Annotated in this window: 22 protein-coding genes; 7 read left to right on the top strand and 15 right to left on the bottom strand. The window is 56.1% G+C overall.

Features of this window, described 5'->3' with window-relative positions; translation table 11 throughout:
- Positions 1–75 precede the first annotated feature (75 nt).
- Entirely contained in the window at positions 76–1,050 is a 975-nt protein-coding gene (locus FEE96_RS14525) for a glutathione S-transferase family protein (RefSeq protein ID WP_138163847.1), read from the top strand.
- Between the two features lie 15 nt (positions 1,051–1,065).
- Here FEE96_RS14525 and FEE96_RS14520 read toward each other — a convergent pair whose 3' ends face one another.
- The gene (locus FEE96_RS14520) at positions 1,066–1,428 is read right to left on the bottom strand and encodes a response regulator transcription factor (protein WP_138163846.1); all 363 of its coding nucleotides are present in this window, start codon (positions 1,426–1,428) and stop codon (positions 1,066–1,068) included.
- Positions 1,429–1,609: 181 nt separating this feature from the next.
- Between FEE96_RS14520 and FEE96_RS14515 the strand changes: the two genes are divergently transcribed.
- Genes FEE96_RS14515 through FEE96_RS14505 form a run of 3 tightly spaced genes read left to right on the top strand, consistent with a single transcriptional unit; the run spans position 1,610 to position 4,689 of the window.
- Complete coding sequence (locus FEE96_RS14515) at positions 1,610–2,572, top strand: threonine-phosphate decarboxylase (RefSeq protein WP_138163845.1); 963 nt, start codon at positions 1,610–1,612, stop codon at positions 2,570–2,572.
- Positions 2,569–3,480 (top strand): adenosylcobinamide-phosphate synthase CbiB, encoded by a 912-nt coding sequence (gene cbiB, locus FEE96_RS14510; RefSeq protein ID WP_138163844.1) that lies wholly within the window; start codon positions 2,569–2,571, stop codon positions 3,478–3,480. The genes FEE96_RS14515 and cbiB overlap by 4 nt, the downstream gene beginning before the upstream one ends.
- A gap of 39 nt (positions 3,481–3,519) precedes the next feature.
- A complete protein-coding gene (locus FEE96_RS14505; RefSeq protein ID WP_138163843.1) occupies positions 3,520–4,689 on the top strand; it encodes a lytic murein transglycosylase in 1,170 nt (389 codons plus the stop codon).
- A 40-nt stretch (positions 4,690–4,729) separates the two neighbouring features.
- On the opposite strand, the gene FEE96_RS14500 is transcribed toward FEE96_RS14505, so the two are convergent.
- From FEE96_RS14500 to FEE96_RS14485, 4 genes are all read right to left on the bottom strand, one after another.
- The gene (locus FEE96_RS14500; RefSeq protein ID WP_138163842.1) at positions 4,730–5,197 is read right to left on the bottom strand and encodes a YbjN domain-containing protein; all 468 of its coding nucleotides are present in this window, start codon (positions 5,195–5,197) and stop codon (positions 4,730–4,732) included.
- Between the two features lie 71 nt (positions 5,198–5,268).
- A complete protein-coding gene (locus FEE96_RS14495) occupies positions 5,269–8,724 on the bottom strand; it encodes a chromosome segregation SMC family protein (protein WP_138163841.1) in 3,456 nt (1,151 codons plus the stop codon).
- 117 nt (positions 8,725–8,841) lie between these two features.
- Complete coding sequence (locus FEE96_RS14490; RefSeq protein ID WP_246079462.1) at positions 8,842–9,249, bottom strand: hypothetical protein; 408 nt, start codon at positions 9,247–9,249, stop codon at positions 8,842–8,844.
- Between the two features lie 66 nt (positions 9,250–9,315).
- Entirely contained in the window at positions 9,316–10,524 is a 1,209-nt protein-coding gene (locus FEE96_RS14485; RefSeq protein WP_138163840.1) for an aminotransferase-like domain-containing protein, read from the bottom strand.
- Between the two features lie 167 nt (positions 10,525–10,691).
- On the opposite strand from FEE96_RS14485, the gene FEE96_RS14480 reads away from it, so the two are divergent.
- The gene (locus FEE96_RS14480) at positions 10,692–11,462 is read left to right on the top strand and encodes a FadR/GntR family transcriptional regulator (protein WP_138163839.1); all 771 of its coding nucleotides are present in this window, start codon (positions 10,692–10,694) and stop codon (positions 11,460–11,462) included.
- A 564-nt stretch (positions 11,463–12,026) separates the two neighbouring features.
- Here the strand turns inward: FEE96_RS14480 and FEE96_RS14470 are convergent.
- The 8 genes from FEE96_RS14470 to FEE96_RS14435 form a co-directional block, all read right to left on the bottom strand.
- Positions 12,027–12,440 (bottom strand): ACT domain-containing protein, encoded by a 414-nt coding sequence (locus FEE96_RS14470; RefSeq protein WP_138163837.1) that lies wholly within the window; start codon positions 12,438–12,440, stop codon positions 12,027–12,029.
- Between the two features lie 229 nt (positions 12,441–12,669).
- Entirely contained in the window at positions 12,670–13,302 is a 633-nt protein-coding gene (locus tag FEE96_RS14465; protein ID WP_138163836.1) for a hypothetical protein, read from the bottom strand.
- A gap of 156 nt (positions 13,303–13,458) precedes the next feature.
- Entirely contained in the window at positions 13,459–14,019 is a 561-nt protein-coding gene (locus FEE96_RS14460) for a F0F1 ATP synthase subunit B (RefSeq protein ID WP_138163835.1), read from the bottom strand.
- 4 nt (positions 14,020–14,023) lie between these two features.
- Positions 14,024–14,572, bottom strand: a complete 549-nt coding sequence (locus FEE96_RS14455) for a F0F1 ATP synthase subunit B' (RefSeq protein ID WP_138163834.1) — start codon at positions 14,570–14,572, stop codon at positions 14,024–14,026.
- A gap of 85 nt (positions 14,573–14,657) precedes the next feature.
- On the bottom strand, positions 14,658–14,894 hold the full coding sequence (locus tag FEE96_RS14450; protein WP_138163833.1) for a F0F1 ATP synthase subunit C: 237 nt from the start codon (positions 14,892–14,894) through the stop codon (positions 14,658–14,660).
- A gap of 82 nt (positions 14,895–14,976) precedes the next feature.
- On the bottom strand, positions 14,977–15,780 hold the full coding sequence (locus FEE96_RS14445) for a F0F1 ATP synthase subunit A (protein ID WP_138163832.1): 804 nt from the start codon (positions 15,778–15,780) through the stop codon (positions 14,977–14,979).
- Entirely contained in the window at positions 15,780–16,142 is a 363-nt protein-coding gene (locus FEE96_RS14440) for an AtpZ/AtpI family protein (RefSeq protein ID WP_138163831.1), read from the bottom strand. Before FEE96_RS14440 ends, FEE96_RS14445 begins: the two co-directional genes overlap by 1 nt.
- A 185-nt stretch (positions 16,143–16,327) precedes the next feature.
- The gene (locus tag FEE96_RS14435) at positions 16,328–17,242 is read right to left on the bottom strand and encodes a DMT family transporter (protein ID WP_138163830.1); all 915 of its coding nucleotides are present in this window, start codon (positions 17,240–17,242) and stop codon (positions 16,328–16,330) included.
- A gap of 85 nt (positions 17,243–17,327) precedes the next feature.
- On the opposite strand from FEE96_RS14435, the gene FEE96_RS14430 reads away from it, so the two are divergent.
- Positions 17,328–17,663 (top strand): ArsR/SmtB family transcription factor, encoded by a 336-nt coding sequence (locus tag FEE96_RS14430; protein WP_138163829.1) that lies wholly within the window; start codon positions 17,328–17,330, stop codon positions 17,661–17,663.
- 2 nt (positions 17,664–17,665) lie between these two features.
- On the opposite strand, the gene FEE96_RS14425 is transcribed toward FEE96_RS14430, so the two are convergent.
- Positions 17,666–18,568 (bottom strand): DMT family transporter, encoded by a 903-nt coding sequence (locus tag FEE96_RS14425; RefSeq protein WP_138163828.1) that lies wholly within the window; start codon positions 18,566–18,568, stop codon positions 17,666–17,668.
- The gene (locus FEE96_RS14420) at positions 18,565–19,443 is read right to left on the bottom strand and encodes a LysR family transcriptional regulator (RefSeq protein ID WP_138163827.1); all 879 of its coding nucleotides are present in this window, start codon (positions 19,441–19,443) and stop codon (positions 18,565–18,567) included. The genes FEE96_RS14425 and FEE96_RS14420 overlap by 4 nt, the downstream gene beginning before the upstream one ends.
- 125 nt (positions 19,444–19,568) lie before the next feature.
- On the opposite strand from FEE96_RS14420, the gene FEE96_RS14415 reads away from it, so the two are divergent.
- On the top strand, positions 19,569–20,150 hold the full coding sequence (locus tag FEE96_RS14415) for an FMN-dependent NADH-azoreductase (protein WP_138163826.1): 582 nt from the start codon (positions 19,569–19,571) through the stop codon (positions 20,148–20,150).
- The last annotated feature ends 3 nt before the right edge of the window (positions 20,151–20,153 follow it).

Raw genomic sequence — 20,153 nt, 5'->3', positions numbered from 1 at the left:
TTGCGCGTGGCTGCCAATAGGCGTGCCGAAAAATACGCCCTATCTTTGCTACAGAAACTTTTTAGGAGCAGCCAAATGGGCCTGTTGATTGACGGAAAATGGCACGACCAATGGTATGATACAGATTCCACTGGCGGAGCATTCAAACGTGCCGACGCAAAGTTCCGCAATTGGATCACCGCAGACGGCAGCGCCGGCATATCCGGCCAGGATGGGTTCAAAGCCGAAAGCGGCCGGTACCACCTATATGTCTCTCTGGCCTGCCCCTGGGCCCACCGAACCCTGATTTTTCGCGCACTCAAATCACTGCAGGATCACATCAGTGTTTCGGTGGTCCACCCTGATATGTTGGACGAAGGCTGGACGTTTGAAAAAGACGAACACGGCGCGACCGGTGACGATCTGTTCGGTCTGACCCACGCCCATCAGATCTACACCCAAGCCGTCCCAGATTTCACCGGCCGCGTCACCGTTCCAATCCTGTGGGACAAACAGCGCAAGACTATTGTGTCGAACGAAAGCTCTGAAATCATCCGTATGTTCAACTCGGCCTTTAATGACCTGACCGGCAATACCGATGACTATTGGCCACAGGAAATGCGCGAACCCATCGAGGCGGTGAATGCACGGATCTACAGCAGCCTGAATAACGGCGTTTACAAATGTGGGTTTGCCACCACACAAGAGGCCTATAACGCCGCAATAGAGCCGCTTTTTGACACGTTAGAGTGGCTAGAGGATCTTCTATCGCAACATCGGTATCTGCTGGGGGAAAAAGTGACCGAGGCAGACTGGCGGCTGTTCACCACCTTGGTACGGTTCGATTCCGTCTATCACCTGCATTTCAAATGTAACCGGAAACGTTTGATCGATTACCCCAACCTCTGGGCCTATACCCGCGAGCTATACCAATGGCCCGGCGTAGCAGAGACGGTGGGTATGCAGCACATTGTCCGCCACTACCACTACAGTCACGACAGTATCAATCCGTCCCGGATCATTCCCACCAATCCTGTTCTGGATTGGTACGCACCACACGGGAGAGGCTAGTATACGGCCTGCGAGCTATCGCATGGCCGCATAATGCTCGACCATCGCCGCCAGATCTTCTGGCGGCGTCTCACTTTGCACATAGGCACATGCGTTGGGACTATGGGCAAATATGGAGCCATCCGAAAAGAAACTGGTGTTGGTGACAAAAATCACCTTCGCATCCGGGCGGCGGTAGCTGGCAAAATCCGCAATGGCCAAAGCACTACCTTCTTCGATGACCAGATCCAGCACAATGATATCAAAACCACCAGCATAAAGGGCTAGAATAGCTGCCTCCTGGCTGTCTACCAAAGCAACCTCGGCCCCTTGTCTTTCCAGATGCTTCTTCCAGAGCAACCCCAAGTCTGGGCTGCTTTCAACAATCAAAACATTCATACACAAACCGGGCACTCTTACAAAAACGGTGCCACTCCCCAACGCCACTGAATTTCCCGAAACTCCTTAGCAAATTTCTCGCGTATCACCAAGCACTGTTGCTTACACAATAGTCTTACTTCATATGCATCTAGCCATTCTTGTGATGTCTGGACCTACATCCTTATTCAATAGGTGCTGAATGCCCCTCACTCTCAATGAAATATCCTCCTCACAACGCGATCACGGCGGGGGGTTAGATGCTGCTATGGCGCAGTTCGGCGGTAGCCGTTCCGACTGGCTGGATTTATCTACGGGGATCAATCCCGAAATTTTCCCCATAGCCGCTTTGCAACCCGAGGTTTGGGCCTGCCTGCCAGATCACAACGCCAACCAGAAACTGATCGAATCAGCGCGATCTTTCTGGAAGGTTCCCAAAACCGCAGCAATCCTTCCCGCCCCCGGAGCATCCGCCCTGATCGCAACAGTGCCAGCGCTGGCAGCGCCACAGACCGTTCAGATCACCCCTCCGACCTATAACGAACATGCGGCCGGGTTTCGCGCTCATGGATGGCAGGTTGCGGACCAAGGTCCGGCCCAGGCTCGGGTGTTGGTCCACCCCAACAATCCCGATGGTCGGCTCTGGACAGAGCAAGATACCACCGCGCCACTGACAGTCATCGACGAGAGCTTTTGCGATATTTGCCCGGAACAGAGCCTAATATCGCTAGCGGATCGCCCGGGCGTTGTGGTGCTGAAAAGCTTTGGCAAGTTTTGGGGATTGGCCGGTTTGCGACTAGGATTTGCAATTGGTCACCCTGATCTGATCTCTCGCCTGTCGACTTGGCAGGGCCCCTGGGCCGTCTCGGGACCCGCCTTGGAAATTGGCGCCCAGGCCTTACAGGATCAGAACTGGGCCACTGCAACCCGCGCCCGGCTGGCAAAGGATAGCGCTCGGCTGGATGCGCTGGTCTTGGCCCGTGGTGGCCATCTGGTCGGCGGCACATCCTTGTTCCGGCTCTACGAGGTGGATGATGCCACCGCCTGGCATACAAAGCTTGGTCGCGCTCATATCCTTAGCCGCATCTTCCCCTATTCGAAAACCTTCCTACGTCTTGGCCTGCCACCAGCAGATGGCTGGGACCGGATTGAGGCCGCGTTGTGAATACCGCAACCCTGCTTGTCGCAGCCCTGTTGCTGGATGCGGTGTTTGGTGAGCCAAAGTGGCTTTGGTCGCGTGTGCCTCACCCAGCAGTTTTGATGGGAAAACTGGTAAAAGCCCTTGATCAGAGCCTAAATATGGGCCGTCATCGTCGTGTGAAAGGCGCTGTGTTGGTTTTGATACTGCTCACACTGGCCCTCGCCCTGGGTTCTATGCTTTCGCAGTTTGGCCCCATTGTTGAGATCATTATTGCCGCCATTCTGATTGCTCAGCGATCCTTGGTGGAACACGTAGGGGCTGTTGCGACGGGCCTGCGTCAGTCCCTAGACGGTGGCCGCACCGCTGTAGCAATGATTGTCAGTCGTGATACCGCTGGTATGACGGGCCCTCAGGTGGCGCGCTCTGCCATCGAAAGTGGTGCTGAAAATTTCTCGGACGGTGTCATCGCCCCCGCATTTTGGTTTCTGATTGCCGGGCTGCCGGGGTTGCTGGTCTACAAGATGGTCAACACCGCCGACAGCATGATTGGCTATCGCAACGACCGCTACGAAGAGTTCGGCAAGGCTGCCGCGCGGCTGGATGATCTGCTCAACCTGATCCCCGCCCGCCTGACATGTCTGCTGATCGCCCTCAGCAGTGGCCAGTTGCGCAATTGGCAACCCATCGTGACCGACGCCGGTCGGCACCGCTCCCCCAATGCAGGTTGGCCCGAAGCAGCCATGTCCCGCGCTCTGGGTTTGGCGCTGGCTGGTCCGCGTTCTTACGATGGGCAGATGCAGGACTTCCCCTGGGTCAATGGCACAGCGCAAAAGGGTATTGGGTCACATGATATCGATGCCTGCACCGGCAAACTCTGGCAGGTTTGGGGGCTTGCACTGGCCATGACGGTTGCCCTTGCCCTTATGTTCTAGCTAACAAGGGCCATCAGTTTCATTGTGGATTGCCCTATCATGCGTTTATTACCCCTTGCCCTTGTTGCCAGCCTTTTACCCGCCACAGCCTTTGCACAATGTGGCGGCAGTTTTTCCGGGTTTGTCAAAGACCTGAAAAAAGAGGCCGTTGCAGCGGGCCACAGCAGTGCCACCACCAAGGCATTCTTTAACAGTGTGAAGCACGATCCCAAGGTACTGCGGGCCGACCGTGCTCAGGGCGTGTTTCAGAAACCCTTTATTGAATTCACCCGTCATTTGATCTCGCAGAACCGTGTTGATCGCGGGCGTTCTATGGCCAAGAAACACGACGCCACATTTGATCGTATCGAGGCCACCTATGGCATCAACCGCGGCGTGCTGCTGGCATTCTGGGCCTTTGAAACGGATTACGGGTCCTTTCAGGGCGACTTTAACACCCTGAACTCGCTGGTAACGCTAGCCCATGACTGTCGGCGTCCCGAGTTGTTCCGTCCGCAGATCTTTGCCGCGCTTGAACTATACGAAACGGGCAACTTCGATCCCAAACGCACCACTGGTGCCTGGGCAGGTGAGATTGGCATGGTGCAGATGTTGCCACGCGACATTCTCGAAAACGGTGTAGACGGAGACGGCGATGGCAAGGTCAGCCTGAAAACATCGCCTCAGGATGCGCTGATGTCAGGCGCAAAAATGCTGTCAAACCTAGGCTGGCAGCCGGGCCAGCCCTGGCTGCAGGAAGTGACGATTCCCAACGGGCTAGACCTATCGAAAACGGGACCATCACAGAAATATTCAGTCTCTAATTGGGCCGATATGGGCGTCAAACCCCGTTCAGGATCTCTTGCCAGTGGGTCGATGCAGGCCTCTTTGTTATTGCCCCAAGGGCACAAAGGACCAGCCTTTTTGGCCTACCCAAACTTCGACGTCTATTTCGAATGGAACCAGAGCTTCACCTACGTGCTGACAGCGGCCTATTTCGCCACCCGACTGGAAGGTGCCAATATCTATAACGCGGGCAACGCAGATCAGGGACTCAGTGGCAAACAAATGAAACAGCTTCAACAAAAGCTGCAGGCGCGCGGACATGATGTGGGGAAAGTTGACGGAATATTAGGCTCTAAAACACGCATTGCTGTGCAAGCAGAACAGCTCCGTCTTGGGCTGCCTGCTGACGCTTGGCCAACTCCAGCACTCCTAGGCAAGCTTTAGAACGTAAGTGCGGCGGGGGCCTACCCCCCGCTCACATTGATCACCAGTCGATGAACTCTTCAAAGTCACCCTGGGCTTTCGACCATTTGCTGGTCAATGCCGCAAAATCATCCGCAGTCACACCGGTGTTTCCCAAGTAGAGATCATGCTCAATCCGGGCCGATCCACCTTCGGAGATATAACCACGGGCAAAACGGTTATTGGCGTTCCACTCGTTGATCTTGGCTTTGCGTACGCTGCCTTCAGTTTGGTACCCCGAAAAGAACTGGATCGATTTGCAATCGGAATTGTTGGTGCATCCGTAAAAGTACAATGTGAAGTCGGTACCGTAGTAATCAACTTCCAGCATCGGATCGCCAGTGTTGTCCACTGTGCTTTCAACGTCTGCGCCTTCTTCAACAAAAAACTGCACCAGGCTGTCAGGATCTGACGCCACCAACATCTGTGCTGATGCCATTGACGGCAGCGATAAAACGGCTGCGGCCGCGATCTTGGCAATAAAATTCATTGGTATTCCCTTTTTTCTTTAGACATTCACATTAAAATAACTGGCGCCAGCATCACAAGAGCCGATACAGCTCAGGCCACCATAGCCTCGGCCTTTTTCAAATCAACCGAGACCAGCTGGCTGACGCCTTGTTCCTGCATCGTGACACCAAACAACCGGTCCATACGGGCCATTGTTACCGCGTGGTGGGTGATGATCAAAAACCGGGTGTCGGTCTGGCGACACATTTCATCCAGCAGATCACAGAACCGCGTGACGTTGGCGTCATCCAATGGCGCATCAACTTCGTCCAGCACGCAGATAGGCGCCGGGTTGGCCAGAAACACAGCAAAGATCAGCGCCAGTGCCGTGAGAGTCTGCTCGCCACCAGACAGCAGTGACAGGGTCGACAATTTCTTGCCTGGGGGCTGACACATGATCTCTAGTCCTGCGTCCAGCGGATCGTCACTTTCGACCATCACCAGACTGGCCTCCCCCCCACCAAACAGGTGCCTGAACAGCGATGAGAAGCTACCGTTGACTTGCTCAAACGCGGTCAGCAGCCGTTCGCGACCTTCGCGGTTTAGGCTGGCAATCCCGTTGCGTAGAGTCTTTACCGCCTCTTCCAGATCCGATTTTTCGCTGACCAGCGTGTTATGCTCCTCCTCAACGTCGCGGGCATCTTCTTCGGCACGCAGGTTGACCGCACCCAGTGCATCACGCTGGCGTTTGTGGCGGTTTACCTCAACTTCCAGAACTTCGGCTTCTGGCATCGTCTCGGGGTCGGCTTCCAGCTGGTTCAACAATTGATGGGGGGTCAGTTGTTGGTCTTCAGCAATGCGCTCACTCGCGTGGGCAACAGTTTCACGGGCGGCCTCACACAGGGCCTCTGCACGGGCACGGGCCTCGCGCGCTTCTGACGCCAGCCTCTCCGCCTCACGTTCCGTGTGCACCGCCTCGCGCAACACAGCCTCTGCAGCGATCAGAGCGTCGCTCGCGTCGCTTTTACGGACCTCTGCTTCTTCAATCGACTCGTTCAACTCTTCACGCGTTTCGGCAATTTCAAACGGGACCGCGTTGGCCTCTTCCAGCTCTTCCTGAGAGGCCTCTCGACGTTCGGCCAATTCTGTAATTCGCCGTTCTGCACTGTCCAACCGATGTTTCCAGCCGCTGACCTCTTTGGTCACCTGTTGCGCCCGTTTGGTGCGCGCTTCACCCTCTCGGCGCAGCTCATCATGGGTTGAGCGATGCGACAGCATGGTGACGCGCGCCGCTTCAACCGATTGTTTGATATCCTCAACACCACTCCGCGCGGTTTCCAGATCACCCAGCGCAGCCAAGGCTGTCTCGGCCTCCGACAATTGTGCCTGCGCGGTGGTGGCATCCTCATCGTGGCGCGTGACTGCGATCCCCAGGGTTTCCAACTTACCTTCAGCCAGATTTCGGTTGGCCTCTGCGCGGCTAAGCAGCCTTGCACTATCTGCGACCCGCTGGTCAGCCGCGCGGCGGGCCTGGCGGGCATCCTGGTCAGCCTGGGTCACCTGCTCCAGCTTGCGCATCAACACCTCATGTGCCGCTCGCGCGCCCTCGGCCCGGGCACCAACGCGTTCCATCTCTTGCTTCAGCGCCTCCAGCCGGTTCAATTGCTCCAACCGCAATGCCGCTGCGCTTGGGGCATCCTCAGCCCAGGCCCGGAATCCATCCCACCGCCACAGGTCGCCTTCCAGTGACACCAACCGTTGTCCGGGCTGCAACTGTCCCTGCAGCCGTGGCCCGGTATCACCGTCCACCAATCCAATCTGTGCTATCCGCCGACCCAGTGCGTCAGGTCCGGAAACATGTCGCGCCAAAGGCATTGCCCCTTCTGGCATCGGAACGTCACGCTCATAAGCCGGCAAATCCACCCAGCCCGATGGCCCGTCCGCCGCAACCCTCGGCACCCGCAGGTCGTCTGCCAAGGCCGCACCCAGTGCCTTTTCATACCCGGGTTCGACCTGCAACTCGTCCAGGACCTGACCACCCTCAGCAGTGTCGCGTTCAACCAGCTTGGCCAATGCCGTGACCTCAGCCCGTAGCGCACCCAACTCCCCTTCGGCCTCTGACCGCCCTGCCCTGGCATCGGACTCGCGGGCCTGCGTTTCGTTGCGCATCTCATCCGCAACAGCCAGTGCTTCTTCGGCGAGCTCTGCTGCCTCCCGAGTTTCTTCTTCGGCCTCAATGGCACTCTCAAACACCGTTTCCGCCTGTGTTAGAGCCACTTTTGCCTCGTTCACAGCATTACGTGCCTGATCGCCCTCCCCCATGGCCCGCGTCAGTGTACGGTTGTGATCTTCGACCAAGCGCTGTGCGGATTGATGCCGCGCAGCCAGTCGCGCGACATCTTCAGTCAACTGTGCAAGATGGTCTTCGTGTCCCTGCAAGATGCCAGCCGCATCACGGGACAGATCGGCGGCCTCGCTTAGCCGTTCATCGTGACCGTCACCCGCTTTTGACAACTCCCGAGCTTCCCACTCAAGCTGCTCAATGGTTTCACCAGCATCCCGGTTCAAACCGCTTTCTCGGTCGATATCACGGCCCAGCTGCAAAACTCTGTTGGTCAGGGTCTCAATCGCCTGTCGGGCCTGCGCTTCTTGCGCGCCCAATGCATCGCGTTGCACAACCAACCGCTGCAGGATCGCGGCCGCCACCGCCTCTTCCTCGCGCAGTGGTGGTAGCTGTTCCTCTGCCTTGCCGCGCTGTTCGGACGAAAGACGCGACATCGCCTCCCCCTTGGCGGCTTCACTGACGCGCAAACGCTCTACCTCTTCGGCGGCCAAACGTGCATCGTCAGCCTCACGCCAACGGCGGTACAGCAGCATGCCTTCGGCCCGCCGCAACTGCTCTCCGATTGTGCGATATCTCTGAGCTTGGCGCGCCTGACGCGCCAGTTGCGCCAGCTGCGCGGCCAGCTGCTCAATCACATCATCAACCCGCAGTAAATTCGCCTCAGTGCCTTTCAGCTTCAGCTCAGCCTCATGACGGCGCTGATACAAACCCGAGATCCCTGCCGCCTCCTCCAGGATCCGACGCCTTGCCTTGGGTTTGGCACTGATCAAAACTGCAATCTGCCCCTGACTGACCAGCGCAGGACTATGCGCCCCGGTCGAGGCATCCGCAAACAGCATCTGAACATCGCGGGCCCGAACATCCTTGGTATTAGCTTTATAGGCACTGCCAACATCGCGGGTGATACGACGGACAATCTCTAGATTGTCACTTTCGTTGAACCCCGAAGGAGCTAAGCGTTCCGTGTTATCAATCTGCAAACTGACTTCGGCAAAGTTTCGGGCGCCACGGGAATTTGCGCCAGCGAAGATAACGTCTTCCATACCGCCGCCACGCATTGATTTGGGACGGTTCTCCCCCATCACCCAACGCAGCGCTTCCAGCAAGTTCGATTTCCCACAGCCATTTGGACCGACAACGCCAGTTAGACCATCCGAGATAACCAGATCGGTCGGGTCTACAAAACTTTTAAAGCCGGTCAGCCTGAGCTTGGAAAAACGCAAATTTGCCCCTGTTCGATTCAGTTAGAACCAAACCTGAGCGGTTCCGGACGACCAAGTCAACTCCGCAGCCCAAAATCGGCCAATGCGTCCAGGCTTCTTCGCCGTATGTTGCGGATATCACTGCAAAGTCGTGGTTTTTGGGCAGTCATATCTTGGATATGCAATCACAGTTTGCGCCCGCACCCATTCGGACACCTCTACACATGCATAACTTTTGGAAACTGGCGCCTTGGCTCGGACCTCACAATCCAGCACTCCGGTCAGCACGACCTGGTCGCCCAACACACCGGTAACCACACATCCACTAACCTGCGCCATTGCAAACCCGGCTCGTGCCCGCAAAGGCCCCAGTCGCGGAGCATACTGCGGGTTTGTACGGATCGCCTCCGCCAGGTTTCCCCTGACCCGCACATCAAACACACTTCCGTCGACATGCGTTTGAACCGGTTCCACGCCGCGAAAGTGCCGGGTTTCCGTCGAGCACGCCTGCAGCAACAAAATCGCCATTATTGCAGTTGCACGCATGATCGCCCCTCCCTTCGCCTAAGGGTTGCGCAACGCGGTTAATAAAACCTTGCTGCGCAACAGGTCTCACATCTCGCGCAACAAACCGCCCAGCTTCTCAATCCCTGTTCTGATTTCGCTCTCGTCAGAACAAGAAAAACTAAGCCGGATCGTATTACCGCCCGATCCATCGGCAAAAAACGCCCGCCCCGGAACAAAGGCAACCCCAATACTTTCCAGAGACTGCGCCAGCAGCTCTGCCCCATCCATTTCAGTTGGCAGCGTCACCCAAATAAACATGCCACCTTCGGGACGTCTCCAGCTGACATTTGCTGGCATATACTGATCAAGCGCCGCCAACATGGCATCCCTTCGCTGTCGATAGGCATCACGAAGCGTTTCAACGTGACCGTCAAAGATCTCCTCGGCCACCTCATGCATCGCCATCTGGTTCAGCGTCGGTGAGTGTAGATCCGCAGCCTGCTTCAACAACACCAGTTTAGAAATCACCGGCTTTGCCGCCACAACCCAACCAACACGCAATCCCGGTGACAAGGTTTTAGAGAACGTCCCGCAGTAAATCGTCCGGCACGTTTCAATGTCGCCTTTGCGGGCAATCTCAAGCGACAACAACGGCGGCACCTGCTCGCCGTCATAGCGCAGCGATTGGTAGGCAGCATCCTCAATCAAAGCACAGCCCAGACTTTCAGTCAGATCCAGCAGCGATTCTCGTCCACGCTGATCCAATGTCTCACCTGTTGGGTTGGCGAAATCGGCCGACAGGTAGGCAAACTTCACCTGACCACCCGCATTTTCTGCTTCCTCGGCATAGCTCTCGGCTTTTCGATTCCCATTCGCGGTCAGCTGATCATATCGCGGCTCATAGGCATTGAACGCCGCCAGCGCCCCAAGGTAAGTTGGCCACCCTACCAGTGCGGTGTCACCAGGGGAAAGAAACACTTTACCCAGATAGTCTAGCGCTTGTTGCGAACCAGAGGTGATGAGGATGTTGTCCGCTGTACAGGGTACTCCAATTTTCGCCATTTCGCCCACAATCCACTGCCGCAGCGGCATATATCCTTCGCTGACCGAGTACTGCAGCGCCTGCGCTTGGGTGTCAGGACCAAGCCCATTGGCAAAGGCGATTGCGAACTCTGAAGCAGGAAAAAGCGCCGGATCAGGAATACCTCCGGCAAAGGAAATAAGCCCGGGCTGGTCCAGCAGTTTCAACAACTCACGAATTTCCGACGCCTGCATGCGCGACGCGCGGCTGGCAAAGATCTGAGACAAGGTCATGCTGGCTCCTATGGGCAAGATTTGAGTTGAAGCTAAGGATCTTGCAAATAGAGTCAACAATGCTGACCTAATGTTTCAATGATCGTGATCAAAACGAATTTTCCCGCCACTTGCGGCATCTCACCGGGCGTGGTCAAATGATCTAACCAATCTACCCGAGAGTCAAAATGCCGTTCCAAAAAGTCCAACCCGAAAAGCTCTCTGCATCCGTTGTGCGTCAGATTGAAAAGCTGATCCTGCGCGGCATCCTGACACCGGGTGAACGACTGCCCTCGGAACGCGAATTGGCCGAACGCCTGGGTGTCTCCCGTCCCTCCCTTCGCGACGCCATTGCGGATCTTCAGTACAAAGGGCTGCTCGCCGCCAAGGCCGGGTCCGGCATCTTTGTTGCCGACGTCCTTGGCTCGGCCTTCTCCCCAGCGCTGATTGAGCTGTTTGCCACCCATAACGAGGCGGTGTTCGACTACCTGTCCTTTCGTCGCGATATGGAAGGCCTGGCGGCTGAACGGGCCGCGCGCTTTGGCTCTGATGCGGATCTGGCGTTTATTCAGACCATATTCGACAAGATGGTGGCGGCGGGTGATCCATCCCTTTCAGACGAGGCGGCAAGTCTGGATGCACAGTTTCATTCGGCCATCATGGATGCCAGCCACAACGTGATCATGCTGCATATGATGCGGTCGATGTTCGACCTGCTGCACCAAGGTGTGTTTTACAACCGCCGCATCATGTTCAGCCAGCACATCACCTATGACGCCCTGCTGGGACAACACCGCGATATCAACACCGCTCTACAAGCCCGCGATCCCGCCGCTGCACGTGCCGCGGTTGAAACGCACCTGGATTATGTAAAGCAGGCATTGGCGGACCATCAAAAGTCCGAAGCCAATGCCGCAGTAGCGCGACAACGGCTTCAACATGAGGCCGAGAAGAGGTAAACCGAGGCAGGATTGCAGATTGCATTGCCGCACAATACTATCGGCGCATGAAACTCTATGTCATCACAGATATTCACAACAAACCTTCTCAGGAGCAATGCTTTTCCACTGGCATAGCGGGCTCCCCCCGCGTAATCAGGTTGGCGTTGAATGACCTGTGTGCTCGGACAGAACTGACGGGAGAAACTTTACACCAGCATCTATTTCGTCACGGTGGCATGGACGACGTTGTAAGTTCTCTGAAGCAGACCTTGAGTGGTGACGATGTCGGTTTGGGCTACAGCGCCGGTGGCACAGCCCTCTGGCGCGCTGCCGCAGCAGGATGCTCTATCAACGCCCTGTTCTGCGTATCCTCGACCCGCCTCCGAGACGAAGTCGCGATTGCGACACCGAACCATGTGTTTTTTGGTAGCCAAGACCAGGGAAGGCCATCTTCGCAGTGGTTAACAACCATCCCAGATCAGTTCACAGTCTTTGATGAGGTCGGGCACACCTATTACCTTCACCCGTCTTCCCACGCCGCACGGAAGACCCGCACCCAGATTTCAGAGGACATAAAGCCCTCTACCGCTGCTCCTCGTTCTGCAGACTAACGAGCACCTTCATTGCCTGCTCGCTCATCTCAGCGGGCACAAAGACATGATCATGGTGATAGGCCGCCACCATATTGCAGGGGATACCGACCTTCCCTAGCGCAGTGGACACAGCCGCCGTCAAACCAACGCCCTGCAATGACGAATAGACGTTCAGGGTGATACAGCGCATGTCATCTTCGATACTGATGTCGACACCTATAGCCACATCAACGGGAAGGATCAGAGATACCCCTTCCTTCTCTCTGAAGACAGAGATCGCCTGCTGGATCAGATTGCCCGGTTCCTTTCCATCTGGGAAAGTCGCAAACACGAAGCCCCCAGGTTGCAGTTCTGGGGTCATGTTAGAAATCATGTCTGACTTGGTTTCTGCAATGTTGCTCATAAAAGCTACCCTTTAATTAACCAACCAAACCATAAGACCACTGTAGGGGGGATGCTCTCACGCACCACCCTAAAGCAAAAGACCCAAGCCTAATGGTCCGGGCAGGTAAACGCACAGCTTAGTGCAACTCGGCGTCCACGTCTTTGACCGCTATAAGCCTGAGCCGATGTGATTTGGTCTTCGGTTGCGGCATGAAGCGGAGAAGCAGTGACCGTTGGTTGGGCCAAGCTCAGTGAACTGCGATAACCTTGCACTTGTAGAACTTGAACAGCCGGGCGTAGCCGCCGTCACACAATGCCTGCTTCAACGAGTCGCTAAAGAACATCGCGCCATGTAGTTTAGGATCATACCAGATATCCAAACCACCCAAGTCCCGCGGTGCAATGGCTATATCATTATCTTTCAGTTCCCAGGGCATTTCCCAGACGTCAGGTGGCGGTGGATTAGGTTGCTGCCGGGTTACGGGATATCCTCTAAGCCCTTCACTTTCTTCCGGGATAAGAAATTGCAGCTTTTCCCGGCCACCATAAATCGAAAATTGGTGGTCAACCGGTGTTGCTCTATCATAGAGAAACAGCTGTGCCGGACATATCCACGAAGCGCCCAGATCGAATTTCCGGAAAATTCCTTCCAGCTGAGGTGAGATTTTGGTCCCACCACCACCTTCAAACAGTTCGGGGAATTTTTTGGTAAAAGCCTGATCCTTGTACATCGCATAGATCCGGATCGGGAGCTCTTCATCTGCTGGCTTCTTGCCTTGAGCGATGGTCTTCCAGGCAGGCTCCTCACGGTCAATATTTGTACCAATCACAAGGCTCGAATTATTCAAAACATTCGAAACCCAAATATCACCTTCAGCCATAATCAATCCTAAAAATTCTCATCTCTACCTGTCCTCAGAAATACCAAACCAAACATCCAGGCCAGAGTAGGGTGTGTGTTCGCACGCACCACCCCAAAAGCAAAAGACCCAGGCCAAGGCCCGGGTCTCTTTAATCTCAACAGATTGGAACGCAGCTTAGTGCAGCTTGGCGTCCACGTCTGTGATAGCTGCGTCGATCAGCTTGTTGGCTTCGGTTGCAGTCATCTGCTTGGCGATGACCTGATCCGCAGCCGCAATGGCAATGGTGATTGCCTGATCGCGAACGTCCTTGACCGCAGCATCTTTGGCCGAGGTAATCTGGTCTTCGGCAGCGGCCAGACGGCGCGCAATCGAGGTTTCCAGATCGGCCTTGGCCTGATCCGCAGCAGCAGAGGCGTCGTCACGGGCGGCCGCAACGATGCGGTCGGCCTGTTCTTGAACCTCTTTGTGCTTACGCTCATAAGACGCCAGAACGGTCTGGGCCTCTTCACGCAGGGCACGGGCTTCGTCCAGTTCCGACTGAATGCCTTTGGCCCGGTTGTCCAACTGACCACCCAGCATGCTTGGCACTTTGACCAGCAGCAGGATGCCTACGAACAGCAGGAATGCCAGCCACACAACAAAGTTGGTGTTGGCCATCGAAAAGAACGGACCCGATGCAGCCAGCGCAGGGTTTGCAGCGCCAAATGTCAGGGCAAGAGCAATAATAGTACGCATCGTCTTATCCTTTCATCCGGTCAGAAACAGCCGCAGCAATTGCCTTGGCGTCAGCTTTGCCGCCCAGAGCAGCTACAACTTCGGCAGCAGTGTCGTTGGCAACAGCGGTGATGCTGTCCAGCGCGCCTGCTTTGATCTCAGCAATGGCTTTCTCAGACTCAGCTGCCTTGGCAGCAATGTCTACGTCAGCTTGGGCAATCGCTTCGTCCAGACCGGCCTGAATTTCGGCACGGGTTTCAGCAGCGATACGCTGAGCTTCGGCACGAGCATCCGCCAGCGCCTTGTTATAGATGTTTTCAGCCTCAACCGCTTTGGCTTTGAGATCCTCAGCCGCTGCGATGTCATTGGTGATAGTCCCCTGACGCTCCGCCAGAACTGCCGCAATACGGGGCAGCGCAACGCGCGACAGGATAAGATAGATCACGACGAGCGCGACCGCGAGCCAGAAAATCTGGTTCCCGAAAGTAGCGAAGTCCAGTTGCGGCATCGAAGATCCGCCACCGTGGGCGGCCTCGGCTGCACCGTGACTAGCCTCTTGCGTAGTTGATGCCATGTCGTCCTCCAAAGGAACTTGCCGTTACATCGGGCAGTATGATGATCACACTGCCCGACCGTAAGGATTTAGGTTCCGAAGAGTCTTAGACAGCGAACATCAGCAGCAGAGCGACCAGGAACGAGAAGATGCCCAGAGCTTCTGCAAAGGCGATGCCGATGAACAGAGTAGCAGTTTGGCCAGCAGCAGCTGACGGGTTGCGCAGTGCGCCTGCCAGGAAGTTACCAGCTACGTGGCCAACACCGATAGCGGCTGCGCCGGAACCGATTGCTGCCAGGCCTGCGCCGATGAACTGACCCATTTCTGCGATATTACCTTCCATGTGTATTTCTCCTTACGATGGAATGTTTTGATTAGGATTGGATGGGTCTGACGACCCAACCGGTAAACTTTCAGATCCTGCCTTAGTGGCTCGGGTGCAATGCATCCTTCAGGTACACACAAGTCAGGATGGTGAAGACATAGGCCTGGATAAAGGCCACCAGGACCTCCAGGGCGTAAACTGCGGTGATCGCAAAGATCGGCAGGAAGCTAAACAGACCCAGTGCGCCAGCAAAGCCTGCGAACACTTTCAGAACCGCGTGGCCCGCCATGATGTTGCCGCCCAAACGAATGGAGTGGCTCACGGGGCGCACAAAGTACGAGATCAGCTCGATGATAGCGAGGATCGGACGCAGGGCCAGTGGGGCGCTGGATACCCAGAACAGACCCAGGAAGCCTGCGCCGTTTTTGACAAAGCCAACGATGGTTACGGTCAGGAACACCAGCATCGCCAGAACAGCGGTGACAGCGATGTGCGACGTGGTTGCAAAGCTCTGCGGCAGTAGACCCAGCGCGTTGGACATAACGATGAACATGAACAGGGTCATGATATATGGGAAGAATTTGATGGCATCTTTACCAGCAACGTCTTCAACCATTTTATAGACAAAGCCGTAAGCCAGTTCAGCAATCGATTGGCCGCGCGAAGGAACGATTGCGCGACGCGACGAACCCATCACCATCAGCGCGAAGACAGCGGCTACAGCCAGCAACAACCACAGGGTGGCGTTTGTTGGGGTGTACCAGGAAATCTCACCGTGGCCGAACAGCGGCTGAACAACGAACTGCTCCATCGGGTGAATTTGCAGGCCAGCGTGCTCAGGCGCGAAAATCAGGCCGGAAACAACGGCCAAAGCCAAGGCCACGTAAAAGAAAATCTTACCCATCAGTCCGCTTCTCCTGTCGCCGGGGGCGCACCCCGGTCTTTCGCATTTTTTTCGGCCTCGTCGGCCATTGCCTTTTCCTGGATCTCTTGCGCGCTGCGAAGCATTGTCTTCACCCCGGCCGCAAGACCCAGCATTATAAACAGCACCATGAAGATCGGGAGTGTCCCGAACAGACTATCCAGCCCATATCCGATGCCAAAACCGATCCCAAGACCGGCTACCAATTCAATCACCATCCGCCAGGCCATATTGGCCATCGAGTAGTGTTCATCCGCGCGCGGCTTGGGCTCTTGGGCCTTACGTGCCGCTGCCAGCTTGTCCTCCAGCTGCGCCATACGCTGCTTTTGGTCGTCATCTGTCACGGCGCCATCCTCACGCGAAATATGTCTGTGGTGCTAAGGGCATGGGGGCGCAGAGTCAATTCTTCAATTGTTGGCGCTTAGATTCCTCCAAGCTATTGTTTTATTGATATATTTTTCCAAAAATGTAACACGGTACAAAGACCAGGACCGGGTTTGAATCCAGTCCTGGTCTTCGAAACCTATATTCAACCAATGGGTTGATCTTGCGTTTTGGCCGATCTCGGTCGCATTGCGCGCACAATGCGCCCATCGATCAGCAGCAGGCCCAATAGGATCGCCCCCATGCCAATCAGGTGCGCGGGCAGCAGAGTTTCACCCAAAATCCAGGACCCAAGGATCAGCGCAGAAATCGGAGCAATAAATGTGACCATGGTGATATTGGTCGGTCCTACTTTGGGAAGCACCCAGTAGAACACAATGAAAGCCGCCGAGGTCAGAATGAACCCAATCACTGCCAAAGCAGCCCAGGTTTCCATCCGCGTGATCACTGGCACCCCTTCGCTCCACAGTGCCAGCGGGACAATCGCAATCGTCGCACCTGTCAGGGCCAACGCAACCAGCACAACCGCCTCCATATCGCGAAAGGCCCGCGCCAGATTGACCGAAAACGAGTAGCAGAGAGGGGCACAGAGAGTCAGCAGAACCGCCCAGAGCGCCGAGCTCTGGCCCGATTGCAGCACGGGAAGCGACAGAACCACAATGCCGCCAATGCCACAAAGAACGCCGAATGACTTGAGCACGGTGGCGCGTTCCCCCCCCGGCCAGAAATGCGAGACGATAACGGCAAAGGCAGGGGTGATGGCGTTGATAATGCCGGCCACGCCGCTGGCGATATGCTGCTGGCCCAGCGCGTAGAAGGCAAAGGGTGCGGCATAGCTCAACACACCAAATCCCAGCAACGCCACTGCGCGGCGCAGGGTTATCTTTATCGGTTTGCGTGTCGCCAGCACATAGATCCAGCAGCCCAGCGCGCCCAAACCAACCCGACCCATCGCCACCGATAGTGGCCCCAACTCACGCAGAAGGATGGCGTTGAACATGAACGACATGCCCCAGCCAATGCCAAGAACAAAAATCACTGCCCAGTATTTGAGTGCCATTGCGCGCGTCCTTTGATGTGTCCCGACTTATGACCGCAGGTTGTCGGGATTGTCGATCCAGAAGTTGCGGTTTAGGTAGGACGATATGAGTGATCCGTTAGATACTGTCTTTGCTGCCTTGGCCGACCCCACCCGCAGGGCGATTCTGACTATGTTGCTAGAAGACGACATGGCCGTCACGGATGTGGCCGAGCCGTTTTCAATTTCTCTGGCGGCCATTTCCAAACACCTGATGATCCTCACCCGTGCCGGGCTGATCGCGCAGGAAAAACGCGGCCGGGTGAAATGGTGCAAATTGCAACCAGACGCCATGCGTGGGGCCAGCATCTGGATGCAAGGGTTTGGCCAGTTCGAACCGGTTCACCTAGAGGCGTTTGAGCGGTTCCTGGCGGCTGAGCTACCTGACAACCCCGACAAGTAACCTCAGGCCATTGCGGGCTTTGGCTTAGACTCGTCTTTTAACAACATCAGCAGTGCAATCACCGTCATCAAGATCCCCACCAGGATCAGACCCGTTGGCGCAGAGCGACCCAAGGCAAGCTCCCAGACAATCACCCAGCTCGGTGTCAGGTAGGTATAGGCCATCACCTTGGCCGAAGGCAGGTTTAGCGCTGCAAACTGAAGCAGGACAAACGTGGCAGAACTGGCGCAGATCGCCAGATAGCCAAGCCCGATCCAGACCATCGTCGGCAACTGCAGCCAATTGGTGGCCCGGATGTCGCTCCAACCAAACACCAACAAGATTGCTGAGCCCGCCACCAGCATACCAAAAGTGAAAACCACAGCAGGTTCGCCGCGATTAAACTTGCGCACCAATGGGGTATAAACGGCATGCGCCACGCAGCCCCAAAAATAGATCATCTCCCCCTGGCCAATCTGAAAGGCGCGGAAGGTCGCCCAATCCGCCCGAAAGATCACCCACAGGGCCCCTGCGCCACCAATTGCCAGGGCCAGCGCCATACGAGGCGTGGTTATCTGACGTAGCAGAAACCATCCAGCAATCGCACTGATCACCGGGGTCAGGGTAAATACAGCCGCAGCACTGACCGGCGCCGCTGTTTTTAATCCGTAGAACATCAGCACAAAATAGATCGCAAACATCCCGCCCAGCAGGACAAACCGCCAGGGCGCACGGAATTGCTCGACCCGCAACCCATGCGTCGCCATAGCCACCGCGCCGATCACCATCGCCGCAACGATAAAACGCGCGGCATTTAGTGCCGCTGGGGCAATGTCATTGGCGATCATTGAGCCCAGAGAAAAGGACCCGGCCACCAGTGCTGAAAACATCAGCATCGCCAAATGGCCGCGCATTGCATTGCTCATTTACACCAATCCTTGGCGTTATCTTTCAAAAACGTCAGAAAGCTCTGCACTTTGGTCGTGCGGTGCAAGTCAACATGGGTGACCAACCACAATCGCCCTTCCCATTCGGACAAGTGATCCATCATCTGTACGATTTCTGGATGGCGCGCAGCCTCCCAGACGGACATAAAGCCAATTCCAACTCCCGCCAGGACTGCTTCTTGCATGGTTACGGTATTGGTACACCGAAACGCGATCGCCTCGTTGGGTGCATGCTCTTTTAGCCAGCGGGAAAACGGCGCCCGGGGCGTTTCGTCATCAGTTCCGATGAACTTGTGATTGCCGAAGTCCTCCAACCCTTTCAGCGTTCCGTACTGTTCGACATAGGCCTTTGTCGCGTAAAGACCGACCTGTTGGGGCACAAAGGGCTGCACAACATTGTCAGGCTGATCCGGTGCGGATCCCGCCCTGATCGCCACATGCGCCTCACCATATTCCAGACGAAACAGACGGTCCCCGGTTAAATAGCGAATGATCAGACCCGGGTGCATATCCTGAAACTTCTTAAGCACCGGCACCAGGACATGGGCAAAAGACGCCAGTGAGGTCACCACCAGCTCTCCTGAAACATCATCGCCCTGCCCCTTGAGCCGCCCAACCAGCTGATTGAACTGATCATCCGTCGCCTGCGCCACCCGCAACAGGTCCGCTCCGGATTCGGTCGCGGTGTACCCCCGGGCATGGCGTTGGAACAGTTTCACGCCCAATCTGGCTTCAATGGCATCAATATGACGGATCACGGTGGCGTGGTGCACGCCCAGCACCTCAGCCGCACCGCTGACTGTGCCCATCCGCGCCACTTGATAGGCGGTCCGAACTTCGTCCCAATTGTCCATTTTGCTGCTCCTCAATCGCGCTTTCTCTGCGCATATTCGCACATCTAATGTGAGTTGTCAGGCGTTGCGTTCAAAATTGCAATGACCCATTTCTGTTGTCAGCAAACAAACACAGGACAGCCGACATGACACAGACCGTATTGCACATCGATTCCTCTGCCCGCTATCAAGGTTCCACCTCGCGTAGCTTAAGCGCACAAATCGTCGAGCGTCTAGGTGCCGATGAGGTGATCCGCCGTGATCTCGCCTCTCCGCTGCCCCAGCTGACCGAAAACTGGATCAACGCCAACTTCACACCTGCCGATGACCGCGATGCCGTGCAGCGTGATTTGCTGGCCCTCTCTGACCAACTGGTCGAAGAGCTAAAGGCGGCGGACACCATTGTAATCGGCACTCCGGTCTACAATTTCGCAGTCCCCGCCAGCCTTAAGGCCTGGATCGACCTGATTGCCCGTGTGGGCCTAACCTTTTCATACTCTGAAACCGGCCCCAAAGGATTGCTCGAAGGCAAACGCGCCATCATCGCGGTGGCTTCCGGCGGAACTCAGTTTGGCTCGGACATCGACTTTTTCAGCGGATACCTGCGCCACGTCATGGGCTTTGTCGGCATCACCGACGTTCAGTTTGTCCCCGCCGATGCGCTGATGGCCGATGCAGACGCCGCTATGGCGCGGGCCAACACCGCAATCGATGCACTGGCCGCCTAAACC

The sequence above is a fragment of the Parasedimentitalea maritima genome (assembly GCF_005771405.1).
In the GTDB taxonomy this organism is placed as follows: domain Bacteria; phylum Pseudomonadota; class Alphaproteobacteria; order Rhodobacterales; family Rhodobacteraceae; genus Parasedimentitalea; species Parasedimentitalea maritima.
The sequence above is the reverse complement of the archived record's forward strand: the minus strand, read 5'-3'. Positions and strand labels throughout refer to the sequence as shown.

Coding starts and splice junctions, on each gene's coding strand:
- FEE96_RS14525 (WP_138163847.1), top strand. CDS start 76: ATGGGCCTGTTGATTGACGGAAAATGGCACGACCAATGGTATGATACA.
- FEE96_RS14520 (WP_138163846.1), bottom strand. CDS start 1,428: ATGAATGTTTTGATTGTTGAAAGCAGCCCAGACTTGGGGTTGCTCTGG.
- FEE96_RS14515 (WP_138163845.1), top strand. CDS start 1,610: ATGCCCCTCACTCTCAATGAAATATCCTCCTCACAACGCGATCACGGC.
- FEE96_RS14505 (WP_138163843.1), top strand. CDS start 3,520: ATGCGTTTATTACCCCTTGCCCTTGTTGCCAGCCTTTTACCCGCCACA.
- FEE96_RS14500 (WP_138163842.1), bottom strand. CDS start 5,197: ATGAATTTTATTGCCAAGATCGCGGCCGCAGCCGTTTTATCGCTGCCG.
- FEE96_RS14490 (WP_246079462.1), bottom strand. CDS start 9,249: ATGCGTGCAACTGCAATAATGGCGATTTTGTTGCTGCAGGCGTGCTCG.
- FEE96_RS14485 (WP_138163840.1), bottom strand. CDS start 10,524: ATGACCTTGTCTCAGATCTTTGCCAGCCGCGCGTCGCGCATGCAGGCG.
- FEE96_RS14480 (WP_138163839.1), top strand. CDS start 10,692: ATGCCGTTCCAAAAAGTCCAACCCGAAAAGCTCTCTGCATCCGTTGTG.
- FEE96_RS14470 (WP_138163837.1), bottom strand. CDS start 12,440: ATGAGCAACATTGCAGAAACCAAGTCAGACATGATTTCTAACATGACC.
- FEE96_RS14465 (WP_138163836.1), bottom strand. CDS start 13,302: ATGGCTGAAGGTGATATTTGGGTTTCGAATGTTTTGAATAATTCGAGC.
- FEE96_RS14460 (WP_138163835.1), bottom strand. CDS start 14,019: ATGCGTACTATTATTGCTCTTGCCCTGACATTTGGCGCTGCAAACCCT.
- FEE96_RS14455 (WP_138163834.1), bottom strand. CDS start 14,572: ATGGCATCAACTACGCAAGAGGCTAGTCACGGTGCAGCCGAGGCCGCC.
- FEE96_RS14450 (WP_138163833.1), bottom strand. CDS start 14,894: ATGGAAGGTAATATCGCAGAAATGGGTCAGTTCATCGGCGCAGGCCTG.
- FEE96_RS14445 (WP_138163832.1), bottom strand. CDS start 15,780: ATGGGTAAGATTTTCTTTTACGTGGCCTTGGCTTTGGCCGTTGTTTCC.
- FEE96_RS14435 (WP_138163830.1), bottom strand. CDS start 17,242: ATGGCACTCAAATACTGGGCAGTGATTTTTGTTCTTGGCATTGGCTGG.
- FEE96_RS14430 (WP_138163829.1), top strand. CDS start 17,328: ATGAGTGATCCGTTAGATACTGTCTTTGCTGCCTTGGCCGACCCCACC.
- FEE96_RS14425 (WP_138163828.1), bottom strand. CDS start 18,568: ATGAGCAATGCAATGCGCGGCCATTTGGCGATGCTGATGTTTTCAGCA.
- FEE96_RS14420 (WP_138163827.1), bottom strand. CDS start 19,443: ATGGACAATTGGGACGAAGTTCGGACCGCCTATCAAGTGGCGCGGATG.
- FEE96_RS14415 (WP_138163826.1), top strand. CDS start 19,569: ATGACACAGACCGTATTGCACATCGATTCCTCTGCCCGCTATCAAGGT.